This window comes from Andreprevotia lacus DSM 23236 (genome assembly GCF_900176275.1).
Lineage (GTDB): Bacteria > Pseudomonadota > Gammaproteobacteria > Burkholderiales > Chitinibacteraceae > Andreprevotia > Andreprevotia lacus.
This window is the reverse complement of sequence record NZ_FWXD01000019.1, coordinates 49,837-65,460: the sequence shown is the minus strand read 5'-3', so window position 1 is coordinate 65,460 and position 15,624 is coordinate 49,837. Positions and strand designations below refer to the sequence as shown.

Annotated in this window: 21 protein-coding genes and 2 riboswitches; of the genes, 14 read left to right on the top strand and 7 right to left on the bottom strand. The window is 63.9% G+C overall.

Annotated elements, in window-relative coordinates; translation table 11 throughout:
* The first annotated feature begins 14 nt into the window (after positions 1 to 14).
* The 7 genes from B9A19_RS15280 to B9A19_RS15250 all read left to right on the top strand — a co-directional run bounded on the left by B9A19_RS15280 (position 15) and on the right by B9A19_RS15250 (position 4,982).
* Positions 15 to 884, top strand: coding sequence for a DUF817 domain-containing protein (locus B9A19_RS15280; RefSeq protein ID WP_084091778.1), 870 nt, complete (start codon positions 15 to 17; stop codon positions 882 to 884).
* 39 nt (positions 885 to 923) lie between these two features.
* Positions 924 to 1,379, top strand: a complete 456-nt coding sequence (locus B9A19_RS15275) for a hypothetical protein (RefSeq protein ID WP_139798884.1) — start codon at positions 924 to 926, stop codon at positions 1,377 to 1,379.
* A 111-nt stretch (positions 1,380 to 1,490) separates the two neighbouring features.
* Positions 1,491 to 1,937, top strand: a complete 447-nt coding sequence (locus B9A19_RS15270) for a hypothetical protein (RefSeq protein ID WP_084091742.1) — start codon at positions 1,491 to 1,493, stop codon at positions 1,935 to 1,937.
* Between the two features lie 382 nt (positions 1,938 to 2,319).
* Positions 2,320 to 3,030, top strand: a complete 711-nt coding sequence (locus B9A19_RS15265) for an alpha/beta fold hydrolase (protein WP_084091740.1) — start codon at positions 2,320 to 2,322, stop codon at positions 3,028 to 3,030.
* Positions 3,031 to 3,157: 127 nt separating this feature from the next.
* A complete protein-coding gene (locus B9A19_RS15260; RefSeq protein ID WP_084091738.1) occupies positions 3,158 to 3,619 on the top strand; it encodes a DUF6714 family protein in 462 nt (153 codons plus the stop codon).
* A 200-nt stretch (positions 3,620 to 3,819) separates the two neighbouring features.
* Complete coding sequence (locus tag B9A19_RS15255; protein WP_084091736.1) at positions 3,820 to 4,377, top strand: hypothetical protein; 558 nt, start codon at positions 3,820 to 3,822, stop codon at positions 4,375 to 4,377.
* A 5-nt stretch (positions 4,378 to 4,382) separates the two neighbouring features.
* On the top strand, positions 4,383 to 4,982 hold the full coding sequence (locus tag B9A19_RS15250) for a hypothetical protein (RefSeq protein ID WP_139798883.1): 600 nt from the start codon (positions 4,383 to 4,385) through the stop codon (positions 4,980 to 4,982).
* A 44-nt stretch (positions 4,983 to 5,026) separates the two neighbouring features.
* Here the strand turns inward: B9A19_RS15250 and B9A19_RS15245 are convergent, their stop codons facing one another.
* Positions 5,027 to 5,314: a hypothetical protein gene (locus tag B9A19_RS15245; protein ID WP_084091731.1), complete on the bottom strand. Its 288-nt coding sequence runs from the start codon at positions 5,312 to 5,314 to the stop codon at positions 5,027 to 5,029.
* 77 nt (positions 5,315 to 5,391) lie between these two features.
* A complete protein-coding gene (dinB, locus tag B9A19_RS15240; RefSeq protein ID WP_084091729.1) occupies positions 5,392 to 6,462 on the bottom strand; it encodes a DNA polymerase IV in 1,071 nt (356 codons plus the stop codon).
* Between the two features lie 154 nt (positions 6,463 to 6,616).
* Here dinB and B9A19_RS15235 point away from each other — a divergent pair, with 154 nt between their 5' ends.
* From B9A19_RS15235 to B9A19_RS15225, 3 genes are all read left to right on the top strand, one after another.
* Positions 6,617 to 6,844 (top strand): hypothetical protein, encoded by a 228-nt coding sequence (locus B9A19_RS15235; protein ID WP_084091727.1) that lies wholly within the window; start codon positions 6,617 to 6,619, stop codon positions 6,842 to 6,844.
* 73 nt (positions 6,845 to 6,917) lie between these two features.
* A riboswitch (TPP riboswitch) is annotated at positions 6,918 to 7,023 on the top strand.
* 65 nt (positions 7,024 to 7,088) lie between these two features.
* Entirely contained in the window at positions 7,089 to 8,360 is a 1,272-nt protein-coding gene (locus tag B9A19_RS15230; protein WP_176216960.1) for a cytosine permease, read from the top strand.
* Between the two features lie 122 nt (positions 8,361 to 8,482).
* On the top strand, positions 8,483 to 9,352 hold the full coding sequence (locus B9A19_RS15225) for a transporter (RefSeq protein ID WP_084091723.1): 870 nt from the start codon (positions 8,483 to 8,485) through the stop codon (positions 9,350 to 9,352).
* A 229-nt stretch (positions 9,353 to 9,581) separates the two neighbouring features.
* Here the strand turns inward: B9A19_RS15225 and thiD are convergent, their stop codons facing one another.
* Genes thiD through thiM form a run of 3 tightly spaced genes read right to left on the bottom strand, consistent with a single transcriptional unit; the run spans position 9,582 to position 11,901 of the window.
* Positions 9,582 to 10,412 (bottom strand): bifunctional hydroxymethylpyrimidine kinase/phosphomethylpyrimidine kinase, encoded by an 831-nt coding sequence (thiD, locus tag B9A19_RS15220; protein ID WP_084091721.1) that lies wholly within the window; start codon positions 10,410 to 10,412, stop codon positions 9,582 to 9,584.
* Positions 10,409 to 11,059: a thiamine phosphate synthase gene (gene thiE, locus B9A19_RS15215; protein ID WP_084091719.1), complete on the bottom strand. Its 651-nt coding sequence runs from the start codon at positions 11,057 to 11,059 to the stop codon at positions 10,409 to 10,411. The genes thiD and thiE overlap by 4 nt, the downstream gene beginning before the upstream one ends.
* Complete coding sequence (gene thiM / locus B9A19_RS15210) at positions 11,056 to 11,901, bottom strand: hydroxyethylthiazole kinase (RefSeq protein ID WP_084091717.1); 846 nt, start codon at positions 11,899 to 11,901, stop codon at positions 11,056 to 11,058. Before thiM ends, thiE begins: the two co-directional genes overlap by 4 nt.
* 31 nt (positions 11,902 to 11,932) lie before the next feature.
* A riboswitch (TPP riboswitch) is annotated at positions 11,933 to 12,074 on the bottom strand.
* 138 nt (positions 12,075 to 12,212) lie between these two features.
* Between thiM and B9A19_RS15205 the strand changes: the two genes are divergently transcribed.
* The 4 genes from B9A19_RS15205 (at position 12,213) to B9A19_RS15190 (ending at position 14,709) form a co-directional block, all read left to right on the top strand.
* Positions 12,213 to 13,211 (top strand): LLM class flavin-dependent oxidoreductase, encoded by a 999-nt coding sequence (locus B9A19_RS15205; RefSeq protein ID WP_084091715.1) that lies wholly within the window; start codon positions 12,213 to 12,215, stop codon positions 13,209 to 13,211.
* Between the two features lie 181 nt (positions 13,212 to 13,392).
* Positions 13,393 to 13,863 carry an SRPBCC family protein gene (locus B9A19_RS15200; RefSeq protein ID WP_084091713.1) on the top strand — a complete coding sequence of 157 codons (471 nt, stop codon included), beginning with the start codon at positions 13,393 to 13,395 and terminating at the stop codon, positions 13,861 to 13,863.
* Complete coding sequence (locus B9A19_RS15195; RefSeq protein ID WP_217807081.1) at positions 13,860 to 14,357, top strand: SRPBCC family protein; 498 nt, start codon at positions 13,860 to 13,862, stop codon at positions 14,355 to 14,357. Before B9A19_RS15200 ends, B9A19_RS15195 begins: the two co-directional genes overlap by 4 nt.
* Positions 14,341 to 14,709 (top strand): ArsR/SmtB family transcription factor, encoded by a 369-nt coding sequence (locus tag B9A19_RS15190; RefSeq protein ID WP_084091711.1) that lies wholly within the window; start codon positions 14,341 to 14,343, stop codon positions 14,707 to 14,709. The genes B9A19_RS15195 and B9A19_RS15190 overlap by 17 nt, the downstream gene beginning before the upstream one ends.
* 26 nt (positions 14,710 to 14,735) lie before the next feature.
* Here the strand turns inward: B9A19_RS15190 and B9A19_RS15185 are convergent, their stop codons facing one another.
* A complete protein-coding gene (locus tag B9A19_RS15185) occupies positions 14,736 to 15,131 on the bottom strand; it encodes a hypothetical protein (protein WP_084091709.1) in 396 nt (131 codons plus the stop codon).
* A 23-nt stretch (positions 15,132 to 15,154) separates the two neighbouring features.
* A complete protein-coding gene (locus B9A19_RS15180; RefSeq protein ID WP_139798882.1) occupies positions 15,155 to 15,619 on the bottom strand; it encodes a hypothetical protein in 465 nt (154 codons plus the stop codon).
* Positions 15,620 to 15,624: the final 5 nt, after the last annotated feature.

Sequence of the window (15,624 nt, the reverse complement as noted above, 5' to 3'; positions counted from 1 at the left end):
GCGGGGGCTACAAGGTGACGCAGGCCTTCACACACAAACAGCGGCCAAATGCGTTTGATGCAGCGCTGATCTCGCCTGCACCGCGGCCCGGCTTGGCTGGTTGGCAGCGGTTTTGTGTCGAGTTTGCTTACTTCGGTATCAAGGAAGCCCGATCATGCTTGTTTGCCGGGCTGTTCTTTGTCGCCGTGTTCGCCGTACCGCGAGCCGGCATTGCCGGGCTGCCGCGCTACGACGTGCTGCTGCTGATCGCATTGCTGATACAGGCTTGCATGGTATGGGCAAAGCTGGAAACGCTGGATGAGCTGCGCGCCATTTCGCTGTTTCACGTCACCGGTTTTTTGCTGGAGCTCTTCAAGACTTCGGCAGGCATACAGTCGTGGTCTTACCCTGATTTTGCCTATACCAAGTTGTTTGGCGTGCCACTGTTTTCAGGCTTCATGTATGCCGCGGTGGGCAGCTATATCATCCAGGCCTGGCGGCTGTTTGAGCTGCGCATTGTGCATCACCCGCCTTACTGGATGGCAGGGGTGATCGCCTTGCTGATCTATGCCAACTTCTTCACGCATCACTATATTGGCGACTATCGCTGGTATATCGCGGCCTGTGCGCTGGGTTTGTATGCGCGCGCCACGGTGTTGTTCCGGCCATTTGATCGTGAACGCCAGATGCCCTTGCTGTTGTCCTTTGTGCTGATCGGTTTTTTCATCTGGCTGGCGGAGAACCTCAGTACCTTCTGGGGTGTTTGGCAATATCCGAATCAACTGGGGGCGTGGTCGGCGGTGCACATCGGTAAATGGAGCTCCTGGTCCTTGCTGGTGGTGATGAGCTTTACCATCGTTGCCAATCTCAAGCATGTGAAGGCGCATGTCCATGTGCCCAGCTAACGATTTCAAACTAGGGCCGTTTTGGACTTTGGTGGCGCGGTGAGTACCGTCATCACTATCAGCCGCTCACCCGACAAACCTCCACTGGTTTGGTCAGATATCGTGGCGTTGTGCGCCAATGATGCATCGCTGCAACTGCGGGATGAGTGCGGCGTAGGCTGCAAGCTGGGCAAGCGGGAGCTCTACATCAATTTCGAGAATGGCGCATTGTGGACGGATGATTTGCCACGCAATGACGCTGCGTTTGATGCCGCGCTGGCCCGCTTGATGGCGATGGCCCGCGCGTTGGATGCGCAGTGCTGTGACGAGGCAGGCGAGGATCTGCTGGCCACTGCGACGCCAGCCAAACGCACTCATCCGTTGTTGATGGTGTTGACCACGCTGCTCATGCTGCTTGCCGCACCGCTGATGCTGCTCGTGCTGCTGATCCGCATGCCGTATGCCATGTTGCAGATTGCCATGAACACGCGGGGCAAGCCGGGGCGACGCAGGTAACGCTTACCCCGCCTCACCCACCGTAACGTATGCAAGAGGCTGGCCTGTCAGCGCGCTGATCGCCGCTGCCGTTGTTGGGAGCGCATCACCCACACAACGGAGAGAACCACCATGCGCAAATTCCTTGTCCTGCCCGCCATCGCACTGCTGGCCAGCCTTGCAGCCCATGCCGACAACCCCGGCGATCATCCCTATTACCTGCATGCGCTGACCGACCTGCGCGATGCGCGTGCGCATCTTGAGCATCTGGACAGCGACCGGGTGGACCATGCCGAGGAAAAGGCGATTGCCGAGATCGATGCCGCCATTGGCGAAATCAAGCATGCGGCCATTGATGACGGCAAGGATATCCACGCGCACGAGCCGGTGGATGCGCACTTGAAGCGTACCGACCGCTTCCACAAGGCGCTGGAGCTGCTGGGCAAGGCCAGCCAGGACGTCGGCCATGAAGAGGACCAATCCAGCACCAAGGGGCTGCAGAAGCGCGCACTCAAGCATATCGAGGCCGCCAAGCGCGAAACCCACCGCGTGATCGAAACCGTGCTCAAGAGCGAATAAGCGCGTCGCCCTCGTCGTGGCGTGCAGTGCATGCCATGCGGGGCGAAAGCCGGGGTCGGACTGCCGCATTAGGGCCTGTTAACACTTATTTCGCGCTTGCGCTGGGCCGCAAAGAGGTCAGCTACAAGGCACGCAACGCAGGCAATAACCGGTTATTGCCAAGGCGCGTAACGCCGTAGATGGCCTCTTTGCGGCCCAGCCCTGCGGGTTCGGGGTATTTCGGGCGGTTCGCTGCGTTGCAAACCGCTTGCGGTACCCGTACCGCGGCGCGTTCTGCGCCTTGCGCTCCATCCCGAACTACCCCGAACGCAAGCGTGAAATAAGTGTTAACAGGCCCTAAGTTACACCGCAGCAGCCCGGCTTGCATGCTAGTGTTGCTTGCATGCCATCGCCTGCAAAGACTCCCACCTTCGTGCTGATGCCCGGCCTGAACGGCACGGCCGGGTCGTTTGTGGATTTTGTTGCCGCTGCGCCGCCGCAGTGCGCCACGCTGGCGCTGACTTATCCAGCAGACGAGCGCCTGGGCTATGCCGAGCTGACCGACTGGGTGTGCACCCGGCTGGCCGATGTGCCCGGCCCGCTGGTGCTGCTGGGCGAGTCGTTCTCCGCGCCGCTGTCGCTACTGGTGGCCAACCGGCAGGGACAGCGCGTGATGGCGGTCGTGCTGGTGGCCACCTTCGTGTTGCCGCCACGTGCCGGGCCGGTGGGGTGGCTGCCGTGGCGTACCGGCTTTGCACTGACCAGACCGCTGTATGCGCTACGCGGCTGGCTGGCCGGTGACCTGGCCACTGCACGCATCATTGCCATCAATTCGGCCGAGCTGCAGAAGGTGGCGCCGGCCGTACTGGCGCACCGGGTCCGGCAGACGCTGGCTGTCGATGCCACCGACGCGCTGCGCCAATGCACCTGTCCGCTGCTTTATCTGCAGGCCGCGCATGATCTGGTAGTGCCGGCATCGGCACTGGCCAGGATCCGGCGCATTGCACCGGACATCCAGGTGGCCGTGCTGCCCACGCAGCACTATCTGCTGCAGGCTGCGCCGGCGCAGGCATGGGCGGTCATCCGCCGCTTTCTGGCTCAACTACCGGGCTGAATTTCACATTATCCAGCGGCGGCCAGATGGCGGGCACTTGCAACAAGCGCCTCATCCCAACACCGTCTTGGCCGGTACCCTGCAGGGTGGTGCTACATTGCCAAGCCTACAGGTATCGGGGGTAAACATGTGTCGAGAGAATGCAGCGCTGATTGCTGCGCAAATCGATGTCGCCTTTCGTGAGCAGGCTTACCCAGCAGGTCCGCTGGTGGCCGATACTTACGATGACGAGGGCATCACGGACTACTTTACGGGCAAACCCTGGACAGCGCATTCCCCGGAGGCCCTGCGCCAGCGGGAGTCTGCGCTGTGCTTTTTCAGTGACGAAGCATTTTGCTACTTCCTGCCTGCTTATATGCACGCGGTGCTGCTCACTCCTGAGCGGGCCGATGTGATCGTTGATGTATTGCAAGCCGTGCTTTTGCCGCCCAAGGCCGATTTGTCCCGCCCTGCATTTGCACGCAAATGGCAACGTTTCAGCCCGGCGCAGAAACAGGTCATCGTTCTTTTTTTGCTGGCCATCAGGGCCGAAACAAGCTCCGACGCAGCCTTGGTGGCATTGGCTGCCGATGCAGGATTGGCGATCTAACACCGCGAACAAACCCCGGTGCGGCGATGCTGACAGGGCGAGCGAAACGCAGAGAGTGCAAGGTGGCCAGTAGAGTTTTGTGCGGCTCTTGAGCCGTCTTGATCAAGGTGGGCTGCCATGTCCGTACCGATTGCCCGTAGCCACATTTGGTGCTGCCTTCCCGCTGCGGCACAATGGCGAGCATCAAAGCGGGATACCCCATGCGCTACTTTCTGATCCTTGCCACGACCACCTTGCTACTGGCCATGCCGGCGGCGCAAGCTGCAACCGTGCAACTCGGCCCGAATACGCTGAATTTCCTTGGCCGCCCGGCGCTGACCGGCTTGCAATTGGCCATGCACGATGCCTTGGGGCGTGGGCGGGCCACGCCCGATCTGGTGGCCTGCGTCGATCAGATCAAGCCTGCCGCGTTCAGCCCCTTTTTCCAGTCCATGCTGGACGGGGGCGTGGAGGCCGATGAGCTGGCGCAAATGGAGCAGTTTTTTGCCAGCCCCACCGGGCTGCACTACCAGGATTACACCGTGGCGCAGCTCTACCAACGGCTGGGCAAGGTGCCGCCGCGCCCGGTCAAGCCGCTGAACAGCGCCGAGCAGACAGCCGTGCGTTTCTTTGCCACCACCAGTGCCGGCAGCAAGTTGCTGACCAGCCATCTGCTCGACAGCAGCGCGGCCAAGGCCCGCTTGCAGCAGCATATTGCGCTGCTGGTGGATCGTTGCCACCAGTCCATCGACCAGACTGCTGAAACCAACAAGGAGTAATGCCGATGCTGCGTTGTCTGACTGCCGTGCTGCTGGTTGCCACGCTACATCTCCCGCAACTGGCCGTTGCGGCGCCTGATGGCGCGGCAAATGGCGTGGAGGTCGTGGCCGTGCCGGCGCTGGACATACAGATTCCAGTGCAGTTGGGGGCCATGCACTTTGTCGAGCGCGAGCAATTCGAGGAGGCCGGGATGGGTGAGTCGTTGAGCTTCGCAGGGCCGGCGCGCGTGCACGTCAACGTTTATGTGTATGACGATGGATTCAACAACATCCCCGACGGCACGCAAAACGCAGCGGTGCGCGAGCAATTTGCCACGGTGATCGAGCAAGCACGGCAGGCGCTCAAGCAGTATGCCGATGCTGCACGCTTTCCCAACAGTACCCAAACCTCGCACTTTGCCGGCTGCGGCCCGCAATTCCTCTGGCAGCAATTCGAGTTTGACCTCAAGGGTCAGCACAACACGTCCTACACTTATCTCACCGGGCTGCATGGCCAGTTCGTCAAGCTGCGTATCAGCCATCCGGCGCAGGAAAGCGAGGCGCCGCGCCAGGTCGAAGTGTTCTTGCAACAATTGCGCAAGGCGCTGGGCAGGTGCGCAGCCTAGGCATCCACTGAAGCCAGCGTTGCCGGCATCATCGCTGACGGTGCTTAGCGGAACAGCGGCAGCACAGCCCCACCGATCAATGCAATCAATACCAGCCCGGCTACCCAGAAGATCCAGGCCGGGCGGGTTTCCACGCCGTCTTCTGCCGCTTGCGCATAGTGCACGCCGCAGTGCTGGCACCAGCTGGCGTGCTGGGCGAGTGCATGGCCGCAGCGCACGCATTGACGCTCCACCACGGCATTGCGGCGGCGCAGCCAGGCAAACAGGCCGGGCCGCTGCGCGCGGGCGCGGCGTTTGCGATAGGCGGCGAGGTCGATGGGTGGTTCGGACATGGTGCGATCAGGGACAGTCAGCGGGGGGGGCCGGGCCGATCACTTTAGGGGATCGCCCTGCGGCTGCAAAGTACCGGCTAGCGCATTGCGTCCGCATCATCCCACAGCGGCAGGCTGGCGGCCGGGACGGGGGCGTGGCCTTCGTCAAAGCGCACACCGATGCCCAGCAGCCGTACCGGGCGGCTTTTGCGCTGCCAGGCGCTGGCCAGCAGTTGCTCGAACAGCGCCGGGGTGGGGGCGCTGTGCACGCACTCCATGGTGGTTTGCGTGAAGTCGTTGAACTTGATCTTGACGAAAGCCTTGTGCGGCAAGGTATCGCAGCGGGCAAAGCGGCGGCTGAAGTCGTCCCACAGTGCCGGCAGCGCGGCTACGCATTCGGGCAGGCCGACCAGATCATTGGGATAGGTGTTTTCGACCGACAGCGACTTGCGTACCTGGTTGGGCTCCACCGCCCGGTGGTCGATGCCCCGGCATTGCCGGTATAGCGACAGGCCCATCTTGCCGTATTCGCGCACCAGCCGCTCCTGCGGCCATTGCTGCAGATCGGCGCAGGTTTCCGCGCCGGCGGCATTCAGGCGCGCTGCGGTTACCTTGCCCACGCCCCACAGTTTTTTCACCGGCAGCGGGGCGATGAAGGCGTCGATTTCTTCCGGCCGCACCACGAACTGGCCGTCGGGCTTGTGCCAGTCGCTGGCGATCTTGGCAATCAGCTTGTTGCTGGCAATGCCGGCGCTGGCGGTGATGCCCACTTCGGCCTCGATGCGGGCGCGGATTTCCTGCGCGATCAGGGTGGCGCTGCCGTGGCAGCGCGTGGCGTCGCTCACGTCCAGATAGGCTTCGTCCAGCGACAGCGGCTCGATCAGCGCGGTGTAGTCGCGGAATATGGCATGCACCGCGCGCGATGCGGCGCGGTAGCGTTCGAAATCCGGTGGCACCAGCACCAGATCCGGGCAGCGCTTGAATGCAGTGACGGTGGGCATGGCCGAGTGCACGCCAAACTTGCGTGCCGGATAGTTGCAGGTGGCGATCACGCCGCGTTGCTCGGGCCGGCCGCCCACACCCAGCGGCACGTTGCGCAACTCGGGGCGGTCGCGCATTTCCACCGAGGCATAAAAGCAGTCGCAGTCGATATGAATGATCTTGCGCACGGGTAACAGGCGGGCGGTTGGCGTGCTCTTATTGTACGTTCGTTCTATTGATTTTGCATGCCTGCCGGTGTGCCAGCGTACAGCGGCTGCAACGCTTTCCGGTTAAACTGCGCGCCAGCGTGCCGGAGACAGGCATGCAGCAACAAGCACGGGGATGATGATGAAAAAAACGCTGCTGATCGGCATCTCGCTGATCATACTGGGCGCGGTGGCGCTGGGCCTGAGCCAGTACACCTACAAGACCGAAGAGAAAGTATTCGAGCTGGGCCCGCTCAAGGCCACGGCCGAGCATGAGAAGAAACTGCCCATCCCGCCCGAGCTGGGCTGGGTATTGCTGGTGGGCGGTATCCTCGTGGTGGTGGTCGGCGAGCTGAAGAAGTAACACTAAAACGCGCAAGCCCTGGCCGGCCGTACAGCCGCCACGGCTTGACGCTGCACGGCCCGCATGCGATCTTGGCCGCTGCTCGGGGTGCCGGAAAGACCGGCTGAGAGGCAGTGCGCTGCCAACCCGTCGAACCTGATCCGGGTCGTGCCGGCGTAGGGAAGCGTCTGCCGTTCCGGTTTATCTGCTTTCCTCCCCCCGCTGGCCGCCTGATCGTTCCATGTATTCATTCAGGAAAGCGGCCATGTCCGGCAATGTCGTCAATACCGCGCTGCAAGCGGTGCCCCTGTCCGAGCGCAAGCTCGGTTTCTCTGATCATTTCGCCCTGTGGGGCAGCCTGGGCGTGGGTCTCCTGGTCATCCAGGCCGGCACCTTCCTCGTACCGGGGCTGGGCGCTGCGGCGGCGTTTGCGGCCATCGTGCTGGGCACCCTGATCGGCACCGCGCTGCTGGTATGGGTAGGCTGGCTGGGTGCGCAGTCGGGTGTATCCAGCGCCGGGCTGATCTGGCCGGCACTGGGCCGCCATGCGGCGGTGCTGCCGGTGGGCGCCAATGTGCTGCAGTTGCTGGGTTGGGCCATTTTTGAAATCGTCGTGATCCGTGACGGCCTGTCCGGCATTGCCAAACAGACCTGGGGCTGGGACAAACCGGCTGTGTTCACCGTGCTGGTGGGCCTGCTGCTGCTGGGGCTGCTGTGCCTGTCCATGGTGGGCATCGTGCGCCAGTTCATCCGCCGTGCCGGGCTGGCGCTGATGCTGGCCGCCCTGGGCTGGCTGACCGTGCGCTTCGTCGGCGAAGTCAGCCAGTTTGGCTGGGACAAATTCTGGGCGCGTGCCGGCGACGGCAGCATGGGCTTCGGCGCGGCGGTCGACCTGGTCATCGCCATGCCGATTTCGTGGTTGCCGCTGGTAGCTGACTACACGCGCTTCAGCCGCAATGGCCGCAGTGCGGTAACCGGCATCGGCATCGGCTATGCGCTGGCCAATATCTGGTGCTTTGCCTTGGCCATCCTGATTGCCGCCGTGCACCCGGGCAGCGATATGGTTGCCACCATCCTGCTGGGTGCCAGTGGTGCGCTGGCGTTGGGCCTGTTGCTGGTGGACGAAGTGGACAACGGCTATGGCGACCTGTACTCGGCCGCGGTATCCAGCCACAGCTTGCTGCCGCGTGTGCCGGTGGGCTCGTTCGGCCCGCTGCTGGCCGTGGTGGCCACGGTGCTGGCGTTGCTGCTGCCGATCCAGAACTACCAGAACTTCCTTTACCTGCTGGGCTCGGTGTTCGTGCCGCTGTTCGGCGTGGTGATCGCGCACCATGGCACGTCGCCGCGCTTGCCGGCAGCCGACACGCCCGCCATCGTCTGGCCAGGCACGCTGGCGTGGATTGCCGGCATCGCCGTGTACCAGATCGTCAGCCGCGTTTACCCCAGCGTGGGCGCGTCGCTGCCGTCCTTGCTGGCGGCGTTTGCGCTGTACTACGCGCTGGCAGCCATCCGCGTGCGCCGCACTGCTGCCGCCTGATCGGCGCCGTGACTGGATAAACCGCACCCTCGGGTGCGGTTTTTTCATGCCGGTGGCTGCCATATGGCTGCAACAGTCGCACTGGCCTAGCATGAAGCATCGTTCTGCTGCGCAGGCTGCCCATGAACAAATTGCTGGCCATCATCATGCTGCTGCTGGCGCACGCCGCATGGGCTGCCGACGCACGCAGCTATGTGCTGACCCCGGTGGGCACGCAGCTGATCCAGCTGCGTGAGGTCTACGTCGATACCACCCTCAAGCTGGCCGACGGCAGCGACCTGCACCAGACCAACTACAGCTCCCAGCTGCGCTTTACCCGCTATTTCGACAGCGCCGGGCAGCTGGGCTTGCTGCAGATTCTGGTGCCGTATGCGGACAGCAGCATGCGTTTCGACAACGGCCTGCCTGATCGCAGCGCCGCGGGCCTGGGCGATGTGGTGGTCACCTACGGGCGTGGCTTGTGGAACAGCCCCGCGCTGGGCAATGTGGCATTCGACAACTTCAGCCAGGAGGGCTGGTCCAGCGGGGCATCGCTATCGCTGTTTGTCCCCACCGGCGATTACGACCCGCGCCGGCAGGCCAACCCGGGGCAAGGGCGCTGGGCGGCACGCGGCGAGCTGCAGTTTGCCCGCCGCAGTGGCCCAGTGTTGCTGGAGTTGCTGGGCAACAGCACGCTCTATCTGGATAGCCAGGGCAGTGGCGGGGCTGCGCTGCACCAGTCGCCGCTCTACACGCTGGAGGGCCACGCCAGCGCCGATCTCGACCGGCGCTGCTGGGTATCGCTCGACGTGGCCTACCAGCAAGGCGGCGACACCGAGCTGAACGGGCGCACGCAGGACAGGGCGCTGCGCAACTGGCAGGCGGGCAGCACCCTGCTCTGGCGCCTGAGCCCGGACCGCATTCTCAAGCTGGCCTACAACACCACGCTTGCCGCCCCGCTGCATGCGCCACGCACCAGCACGGCATATCTGGAATTGCGCTATCGCTGGTGAGCGCCTGCCATGTATCTCTGGCCGTTATCAGCAGATAAACCGGCATCAAGCACCCGGCCAAGCCGTGCGCTTACGGATAGCTGCGAACGAAGCCGCGGCGCGCTTTGATTGATTCCACGCCCCCCGCCCTCGCCGCCGCGAGGGAGCCTCGCTGCCGCTCGTCAGCGGCATGAAGCCAGCCTTTACAAAAGGCATGCTGAGGCAGACCTGATGCGAAGCCCGACCCGACTCAATCGAGGATGCGCATAACCCGTGGCGCATAACCATGGTTCAGTGGCCCGTGCCCTTGGCCGGTTTTCACTGTGGCGCCATGTTCGATCGCACCGGCAATGAAGCTGCGCGCGGCGGTGATGGCGTCTTCCAGCGGCAGGCCGAGGGCGCTGTGTGCGGCGATGGCCGACGACAGCGTGCAGCCGGTGCCGTGCAGGTTGTTCGATGCGATGCGGGGCGAGGTATAGGCGTGGCGGTGGCCGTCGTTGCGCACCAGCACGTCGGTGACGGTGGCGCCGTCCAGATGGCCGCCCTTGGCCAGCACGGCGCGGCAGCCCATGCCCAGCAGGCGCAGCGCGGCGGTTTCCAGTTGCATGGCATCGCTGATCTGCGCGGCATCGACCAGCAGCGCCAGCTCGTCCAGATTGGGGGTGACGACGGTGGCAAGCGGGAACAGCTCGGCCACCATGCGGCTGATGGTGGCGTCTTCGATCAGCTTGGCGCCGCTGGTGGCTACCATCACCGGGTCGAGCACCACGGTGGCGGGTCGCCACTGACGCAGCTTGGTGGCAACGACATCGACCACCTCGGGCGCGTGCAGCATGCCGATCTTGACTGCATCGACACCGATATCGCTGAACACCGCATCGATTTGCGCGGCGAGGAAGTCGGCCGGTACGGCGTGGATGGCGGTCACGCCCAGCGTGTTCTGCGCGGTCAGCGCGGTGATGGCGCTCATGCCGAAGCAGCCGAGCGCGGCAAAGGTTTTCAGGTCGGCCTGGATGCCGGCGCCACCGCCGCTGTCCGAGCCGGCAATGGTGAGCACGCGGGGATAGTGTTGCTGGGTCATGCAGTGATTCCGGAAAGAGAGGCAGCCAGTGCCGCAGCTGCGGCACGGGGCGAGGGGGCGCTGCAGATGGCGCTGACCACGGCCAGCCCGTCGGCGCCGGCGGCCAGCACATCGGCAGCGTTATCGGTATCGATGCCGCCGATGGCAACCAGTGGCAGCGTGGTTTGCGCGCGGATATGGCGCAAGCCGTCCAGCCCCCAGGGCGGGGCAGCATCGGGTTTGGTGGCGGTGGCAAACAAGGGGCTGATGCCGAGGTAATCGACATCCAGCGCCGTCGCCGCCTGCAGTTGTGCCGGGTTCTCGACCGACAGGCCGATGATGGCATCGGGCCAGATATGGCGGATGTCGGTCACGTGCGCGTCGTGCTGGCCCACGTGCACGCCATCGGCCTGCACCGCCATGGCGATATCGATGCTGTCGTTGATGATGAAGGGAATGCCCAGTGGCGCCAGTAGCGCCTTCATGGCGCGGGCGCGGGCCAGAAAGGCGGTCGTGCCCAGGTGTTTTTCGCGCAGCTGCACGCAGCGCACGCCGCCGGCCACGGCTTCGGCCACCACGTCCAGCAGGTCGCGGCCGTTGCAGGCGGCCTCATCGGTTACCAGATACAGGCCCAGCTGTGCGCGCGTGATGCGGGGCGCCGCGCTCATTGCGGAAAGCCCTCGACGCGCAAAAAGGCCGCCAGTTGATCGCGCGTCAGCAACTGCAGCGCATCCAGCCACGTGGCTTGCAGACTGCCTACACCCTGGCCGCGCTCGCGCACCTTGCCGCCGGCAATTTCGCCGGCAATGGCCACCAGGCTCATGGCCGAGACGGTGGCGCGCCAAGGGTCGCCCTGCACGGCACAGAAGGCGCCGATCAGCGCACTGGCGGAACAGCCGGTGCCGGTCATGCGCGTCAGCCATTCATCGCCATTGGCCAGCTCGGCCACGCGGCCGGCCGCGTCGATCACGTAATCAATCTCGCCACTCACGCACACTACGCTGCCAGTGCGGGCAGCCAGCTGGCTGGCGGCCTCGATGGCGTCGTGTGATGCGGTGGTGCTGTCCACGCCGCGCGTGTTGGCATCAAAACCGGCCACCGCCATGATTTCGGAGGCATTGCCACGGATCACGGTAGGCGGGGCGGTATCAAGCAGGGTGACCAGCGTGGCATCGCGGAACGGCGTGGCGCCGGCGCCCACCGGGTCGAGCACGATGGGGGTGCGCGCCATATGTGCGGCCTCGATGGCGGTCTGCATGGCCGCCACCCAGTGGCTGGACAGCGTGCCGATATTTACCACCAGCGCGCCGGCAATGCGCGCCAGATCGGCCACTTCTTCAGGTGCGTGCGCCATCACCGGCGACGCCCCGGCGGCCAGCAGCGCGTTGGCACTGATGTTCATCACCACATAATTGGTGATGTTGTGCACCAGCGGCGCGCGGCTGCGTACGGCATAGATATCCTGCCAGACCAGATCGATGGCTTGTTCGGTGGGGGTGGTAGCAGACATGTCGGCATCCAGTGTGGACCGGCATGCGGGGCAGGGGCGGTAGCGGCTTTCCTACGCCGGCATGATCCGGATCAGGTTCAACGGGTTGGTCATGAGCCTGTCTGCGCGCATTCCCGTGCAGGCAAGCCCGGCGGCCTCTCAGTCTGCCGCAGCAAACACCCCGAGCGATGTTGCAAGTTCGCATGCGTGGGCGGTGCTGTCAATGCTGCTGCGGCGTGCTTTTGACCGCGCGCAAAACCCCTGTTGCCAGCGCGGTTGAATCCCGCGCCAGCGGCCGCAGTATAGGCATATCTGCCTGTGGGAGCTGCATCATGAAACAACTGTCGGACGTCGCGCTGTCGGTGCTCGATCTGGCCACCATCCGCCGTGGCGGCGACGCCAGCGAAGCCTTCGCCCGCACCGCCGCGCTGGCCCGCCATGCCGAGGCGCTGGGCTATACGCGCTACTGGCTGGCCGAGCACCACAATCTGGCTGGCGTGGCCAGCTCGGCCACCAGCGTGCTGATCGGCTATGTGGCCTCGCTGACGCAGCGTATCCGCGTTGGCTCGGGCGGCGTAATGCTGCCCAACCATGCGCCACTGATCATTGCCGAGCAATTCGGCACGCTGGCCTCGCTCTATCCCGGCCGCATCGACCTCGGCCTGGGCCGCGCCCCCGGCACCGACGGCCTGACCGCCCGCGCGCTGCGCCGGCACCTGTCTGCCGACGAAAACGAAATGGCCGAACTGCTGGCCGAGCTGCGCGGCTATTTCAAGCCTGAGCGCGCGGGCGAGCACGTGCGTGCCATCCCCGGCGAAGGGCTGGACGTGCCGGTGTGGCTGCTGGGCTCGGGTGCCTACAGCGCGCAACTGGCCGGCACGCTGGGCCTGCCGTTCGGCTTTGCCAGCCACTTCGCACCCGACAACGTGCTGCCCGCGCTGGATTTGTATCGCCGCAGCTTCCGCCCCTCGGCCACTTTGCAGCAGCCCTATGTGCAGGTGGGCATGAACGTTGTCGCCGCCGATACCCTGGCGCATGCCGAGTACCTGGCCACCTCGCTCAAGCAGCGCTGGCTGCGCGTGATCCGCGACCAGCGCGGCCCGCTGGACCCGCCGGTGGACAGCATGCACGGCCTGTGGAACGAGCGTGAGGAGGTGCTGGTGAACGCCCGCTTGGCCGCCACTGCCATCGGCGACGTGGCGACGGTGCGGGCCAAGATGCAGTCCTTCGTCGATCAGACGCAGGCGGATGAAATCATTATCTGCACCGATACCTTCGAAGCGGCCGACCGGCTGAGGTCGTTCGAGCTGGTGATGCAGGCGCGGGGTTGATGGCTAGACCTCTGTCTGCAGTCTTGCACTTTGCCGATATTCGTTCCGGGCCCGCCATGCGCGGGCTTTTTTCTTCATCCTGACGATGCACAGAAACTTAATGCAACTATTTGGTTGCTTTTTCGGTTTTGCTGGCGCATGATGAATTTACGCAACCAATTGGTTGCCTTAAGGAGCCATCATGAGTCATTACCAAAGCAGTCTGATCATTGCGGCCAGCCCGGCCACCGTTTACGCTGCACTCACCACCGCCGACGGCCTGCGTGGCTGGTGGACGGCTGATTGCGACGTTGCCACCGGCGTGGGCGGCGAATTGCGCTTCCGCTTTGGCGCGCACTACAAGCACATGCGCATCGAAAAGCTCGACCCGGCGCGCGAGGTGCGCTGGCGCTGCACCGTGGCGCATCTGGCCGTCGATACTCTCAAGCGCCACGACGAATGGGTGGGCACCGAGCTGTCTTTCCGCCTGACCGGGCTGGATGACGGCCGCACGCGGCTGGATTTCGAGCATATCGGCCTGACGCCCACGCTGGAATGCTACGATCTGTGCAGCGGCGGCTGGGATCATTTCCTGGCCAGCCTGCAGCAATACGCACAAACCGGGCAGGGCACGCCCGCCGCCAGCAGCTGCGCCGAAGCAGCCGCGCAATGAACGCCAGCAAGGAGATCGCAACCATGGATACCGCAGTGGAAACCGACCGCATTGCCCGCAACATCGTCATCAACGCCCCGCGCGAACGCGTGTGGGCCGCGCTGGCGAATGCTGAAACCTTTGGCCAGTGGTTCGGGGCCGACCTCAGCGGCCAGACCTTTGCCGCCGGCCAGCGCACGCGCGGCCCCATCACCATCCCCGGCTGCGAGCACATGGCGTTTGACGTGGTGATCGAGCGCATCGAAGCCCCGCACCTCATGTCCTATCGCTGGCACCCCTATCCCAAGGACGCCAGCGTGGACTACTCGCTGGAAACGCCCACGCTGGTGGTGTTCAAGCTGGCCGATGCCGATGGCAACGCCACAGTGCTGACGGTGGAGGAGAGTGGCTTCGACAACGTGCCGCCGCACCGCCGCCTGGAAGCCTTCCGCGCCAACAACAACGGCTGGAATTTTCAACTGGAGCGCATTGCGCGATATGTCACTGCAGTCTGATCAAGCCACCACCGGCACGCCGGCGCTCGCCCAGCAAAGCGACGCGCTGGCGCGCATCTTCGCCGCACTGGGCGACCCGACACGGCTGCGGCTGGTGCTGCTGCTGTGCGCGGGCGGCGCATTCTCCATCGCCCAGCTCACTGCCAGCACCGACATCAGCCGCCAGGGCGTGACCAAGCACCTGCAAGTGCTGGCCGAAGCCGGCGTGGTGCGCGACATCAAGGCTGGCCGCGAACGCCTGTGGCAGCTCGACCCCGCGCAAATCGAACTGGCCCGCCAGACGCTGGGCACCATCGGTCAGCATTGGGATGTGGCGCTGAACAAGCTGAAGGTGTTTGTGGAGCAGCGATGAAGCAGCGGCAAGCTACATTGCCGATGTTAGCGGGCAGCCTGGGCTGCCGATGCTGCTGACGCAGCCTGCCGTTTGGTCAGGCCGCCAACATTCGTTGCGACGATGCCGAGCCCCTGCCAGAAATCCGGCGGATACGATAAGGTGGGTGCCCCGACCCAACCGCGCGTGATGTTCAGCTCGTAGCCGTTACCGATGCGTTTGTATTCCACACTGCTCGTGCCGATGCCATCCCAGTCCCCGGCGTATTTGATATCACTCAGCTGCTCGGGATAGTGACCGTAGCGGACCTTGTGCAGCTCGATCAAGGCAATGGCGGTTTTGAAGTTTTGATCGCCAAACTTGGCATCGGCTTCTTTCTGAAAATCGCAGCCGAGCAATAGGGTAAATAGCAGGATCAGGAGTGCGTAGCGGCACGGTTTCACGAATTTTTATCCTGAATGCGGAGCTAGATCCTGCCCCGGCTGGGAAGACCCAGCTCGGTCGCCAACACTTCCAGCTTAGCCAGCGCATCCCGGAAATCGGTGGTCATCGTAGCTTGCAGACTGCCCAGATGAATTTCGCCTGTGCTGGGGCCAAACAGATAAGCGCGCACGTGTCCGCGTTGCAGGCTTGCATAGACATAAGAGAATTTGCTCAGCGGCAGCGTCTTGCTGCTGCCATAGCTATGGCCGTAGAGGCTTTGTGCCATCTGTATCGTTTGCGTATCGCGATCAAAGTACACTGCCTTGCGATGACCTAGGGCAAGCGCGAAGGCGCAAAAGAGCATCGCAACGGTCAGCAGGCCCATGATGCTCCCATCACCTCGGGGGTGCAGCAAGGCAATTGCCCCGTTCATCAGGAAGCCGAGGGCCATCGCGCCAAAGCCAATCTCGAGGGCACCGCTTTCTTCATGGAGTAATCGGGTAGTCATTAACG

Bases quoted from the DNA above. Each gene is read 5' to 3' on its own strand.
- B9A19_RS15195 (WP_217807081.1), top strand. From the start codon at position 13,860: ATGAACGCCAGCAAGGAGATCGCAACCATGGATACCGCAGTGGAAACC.
- B9A19_RS15250 (WP_139798883.1), top strand. From the start codon at position 4,383: ATGCTGCGTTGTCTGACTGCCGTGCTGCTGGTTGCCACGCTACATCTC.
- B9A19_RS15230 (WP_176216960.1), top strand. From the start codon at position 7,089: ATGTCCGGCAATGTCGTCAATACCGCGCTGCAAGCGGTGCCCCTGTCC.
- B9A19_RS15190 (WP_084091711.1), top strand. From the start codon at position 14,341: ATGTCACTGCAGTCTGATCAAGCCACCACCGGCACGCCGGCGCTCGCC.
- thiD (WP_084091721.1), bottom strand. From the start codon at position 10,412: ATGACCCAGCAACACTATCCCCGCGTGCTCACCATTGCCGGCTCGGAC.
- B9A19_RS15260 (WP_084091738.1), top strand. From the start codon at position 3,158: ATGTGTCGAGAGAATGCAGCGCTGATTGCTGCGCAAATCGATGTCGCC.
- B9A19_RS15245 (WP_084091731.1), bottom strand. From the start codon at position 5,314: ATGTCCGAACCACCCATCGACCTCGCCGCCTATCGCAAACGCCGCGCC.
- B9A19_RS15200 (WP_084091713.1), top strand. From the start codon at position 13,393: ATGAGTCATTACCAAAGCAGTCTGATCATTGCGGCCAGCCCGGCCACC.
- thiE (WP_084091719.1), bottom strand. From the start codon at position 11,059: ATGAGCGCGGCGCCCCGCATCACGCGCGCACAGCTGGGCCTGTATCTG.
- B9A19_RS15265 (WP_084091740.1), top strand. From the start codon at position 2,320: ATGCCATCGCCTGCAAAGACTCCCACCTTCGTGCTGATGCCCGGCCTG.
- B9A19_RS15180 (WP_139798882.1), bottom strand. From the start codon at position 15,619: ATGACTACCCGATTACTCCATGAAGAAAGCGGTGCCCTCGAGATTGGC.
- B9A19_RS15270 (WP_084091742.1), top strand. From the start codon at position 1,491: ATGCGCAAATTCCTTGTCCTGCCCGCCATCGCACTGCTGGCCAGCCTT.
- B9A19_RS15235 (WP_084091727.1), top strand. From the start codon at position 6,617: ATGATGATGAAAAAAACGCTGCTGATCGGCATCTCGCTGATCATACTG.
- B9A19_RS15205 (WP_084091715.1), top strand. From the start codon at position 12,213: ATGAAACAACTGTCGGACGTCGCGCTGTCGGTGCTCGATCTGGCCACC.
- thiM (WP_084091717.1), bottom strand. From the start codon at position 11,901: ATGTCTGCTACCACCCCCACCGAACAAGCCATCGATCTGGTCTGGCAG.
- B9A19_RS15255 (WP_084091736.1), top strand. From the start codon at position 3,820: ATGCGCTACTTTCTGATCCTTGCCACGACCACCTTGCTACTGGCCATG.
- B9A19_RS15225 (WP_084091723.1), top strand. From the start codon at position 8,483: ATGAACAAATTGCTGGCCATCATCATGCTGCTGCTGGCGCACGCCGCA.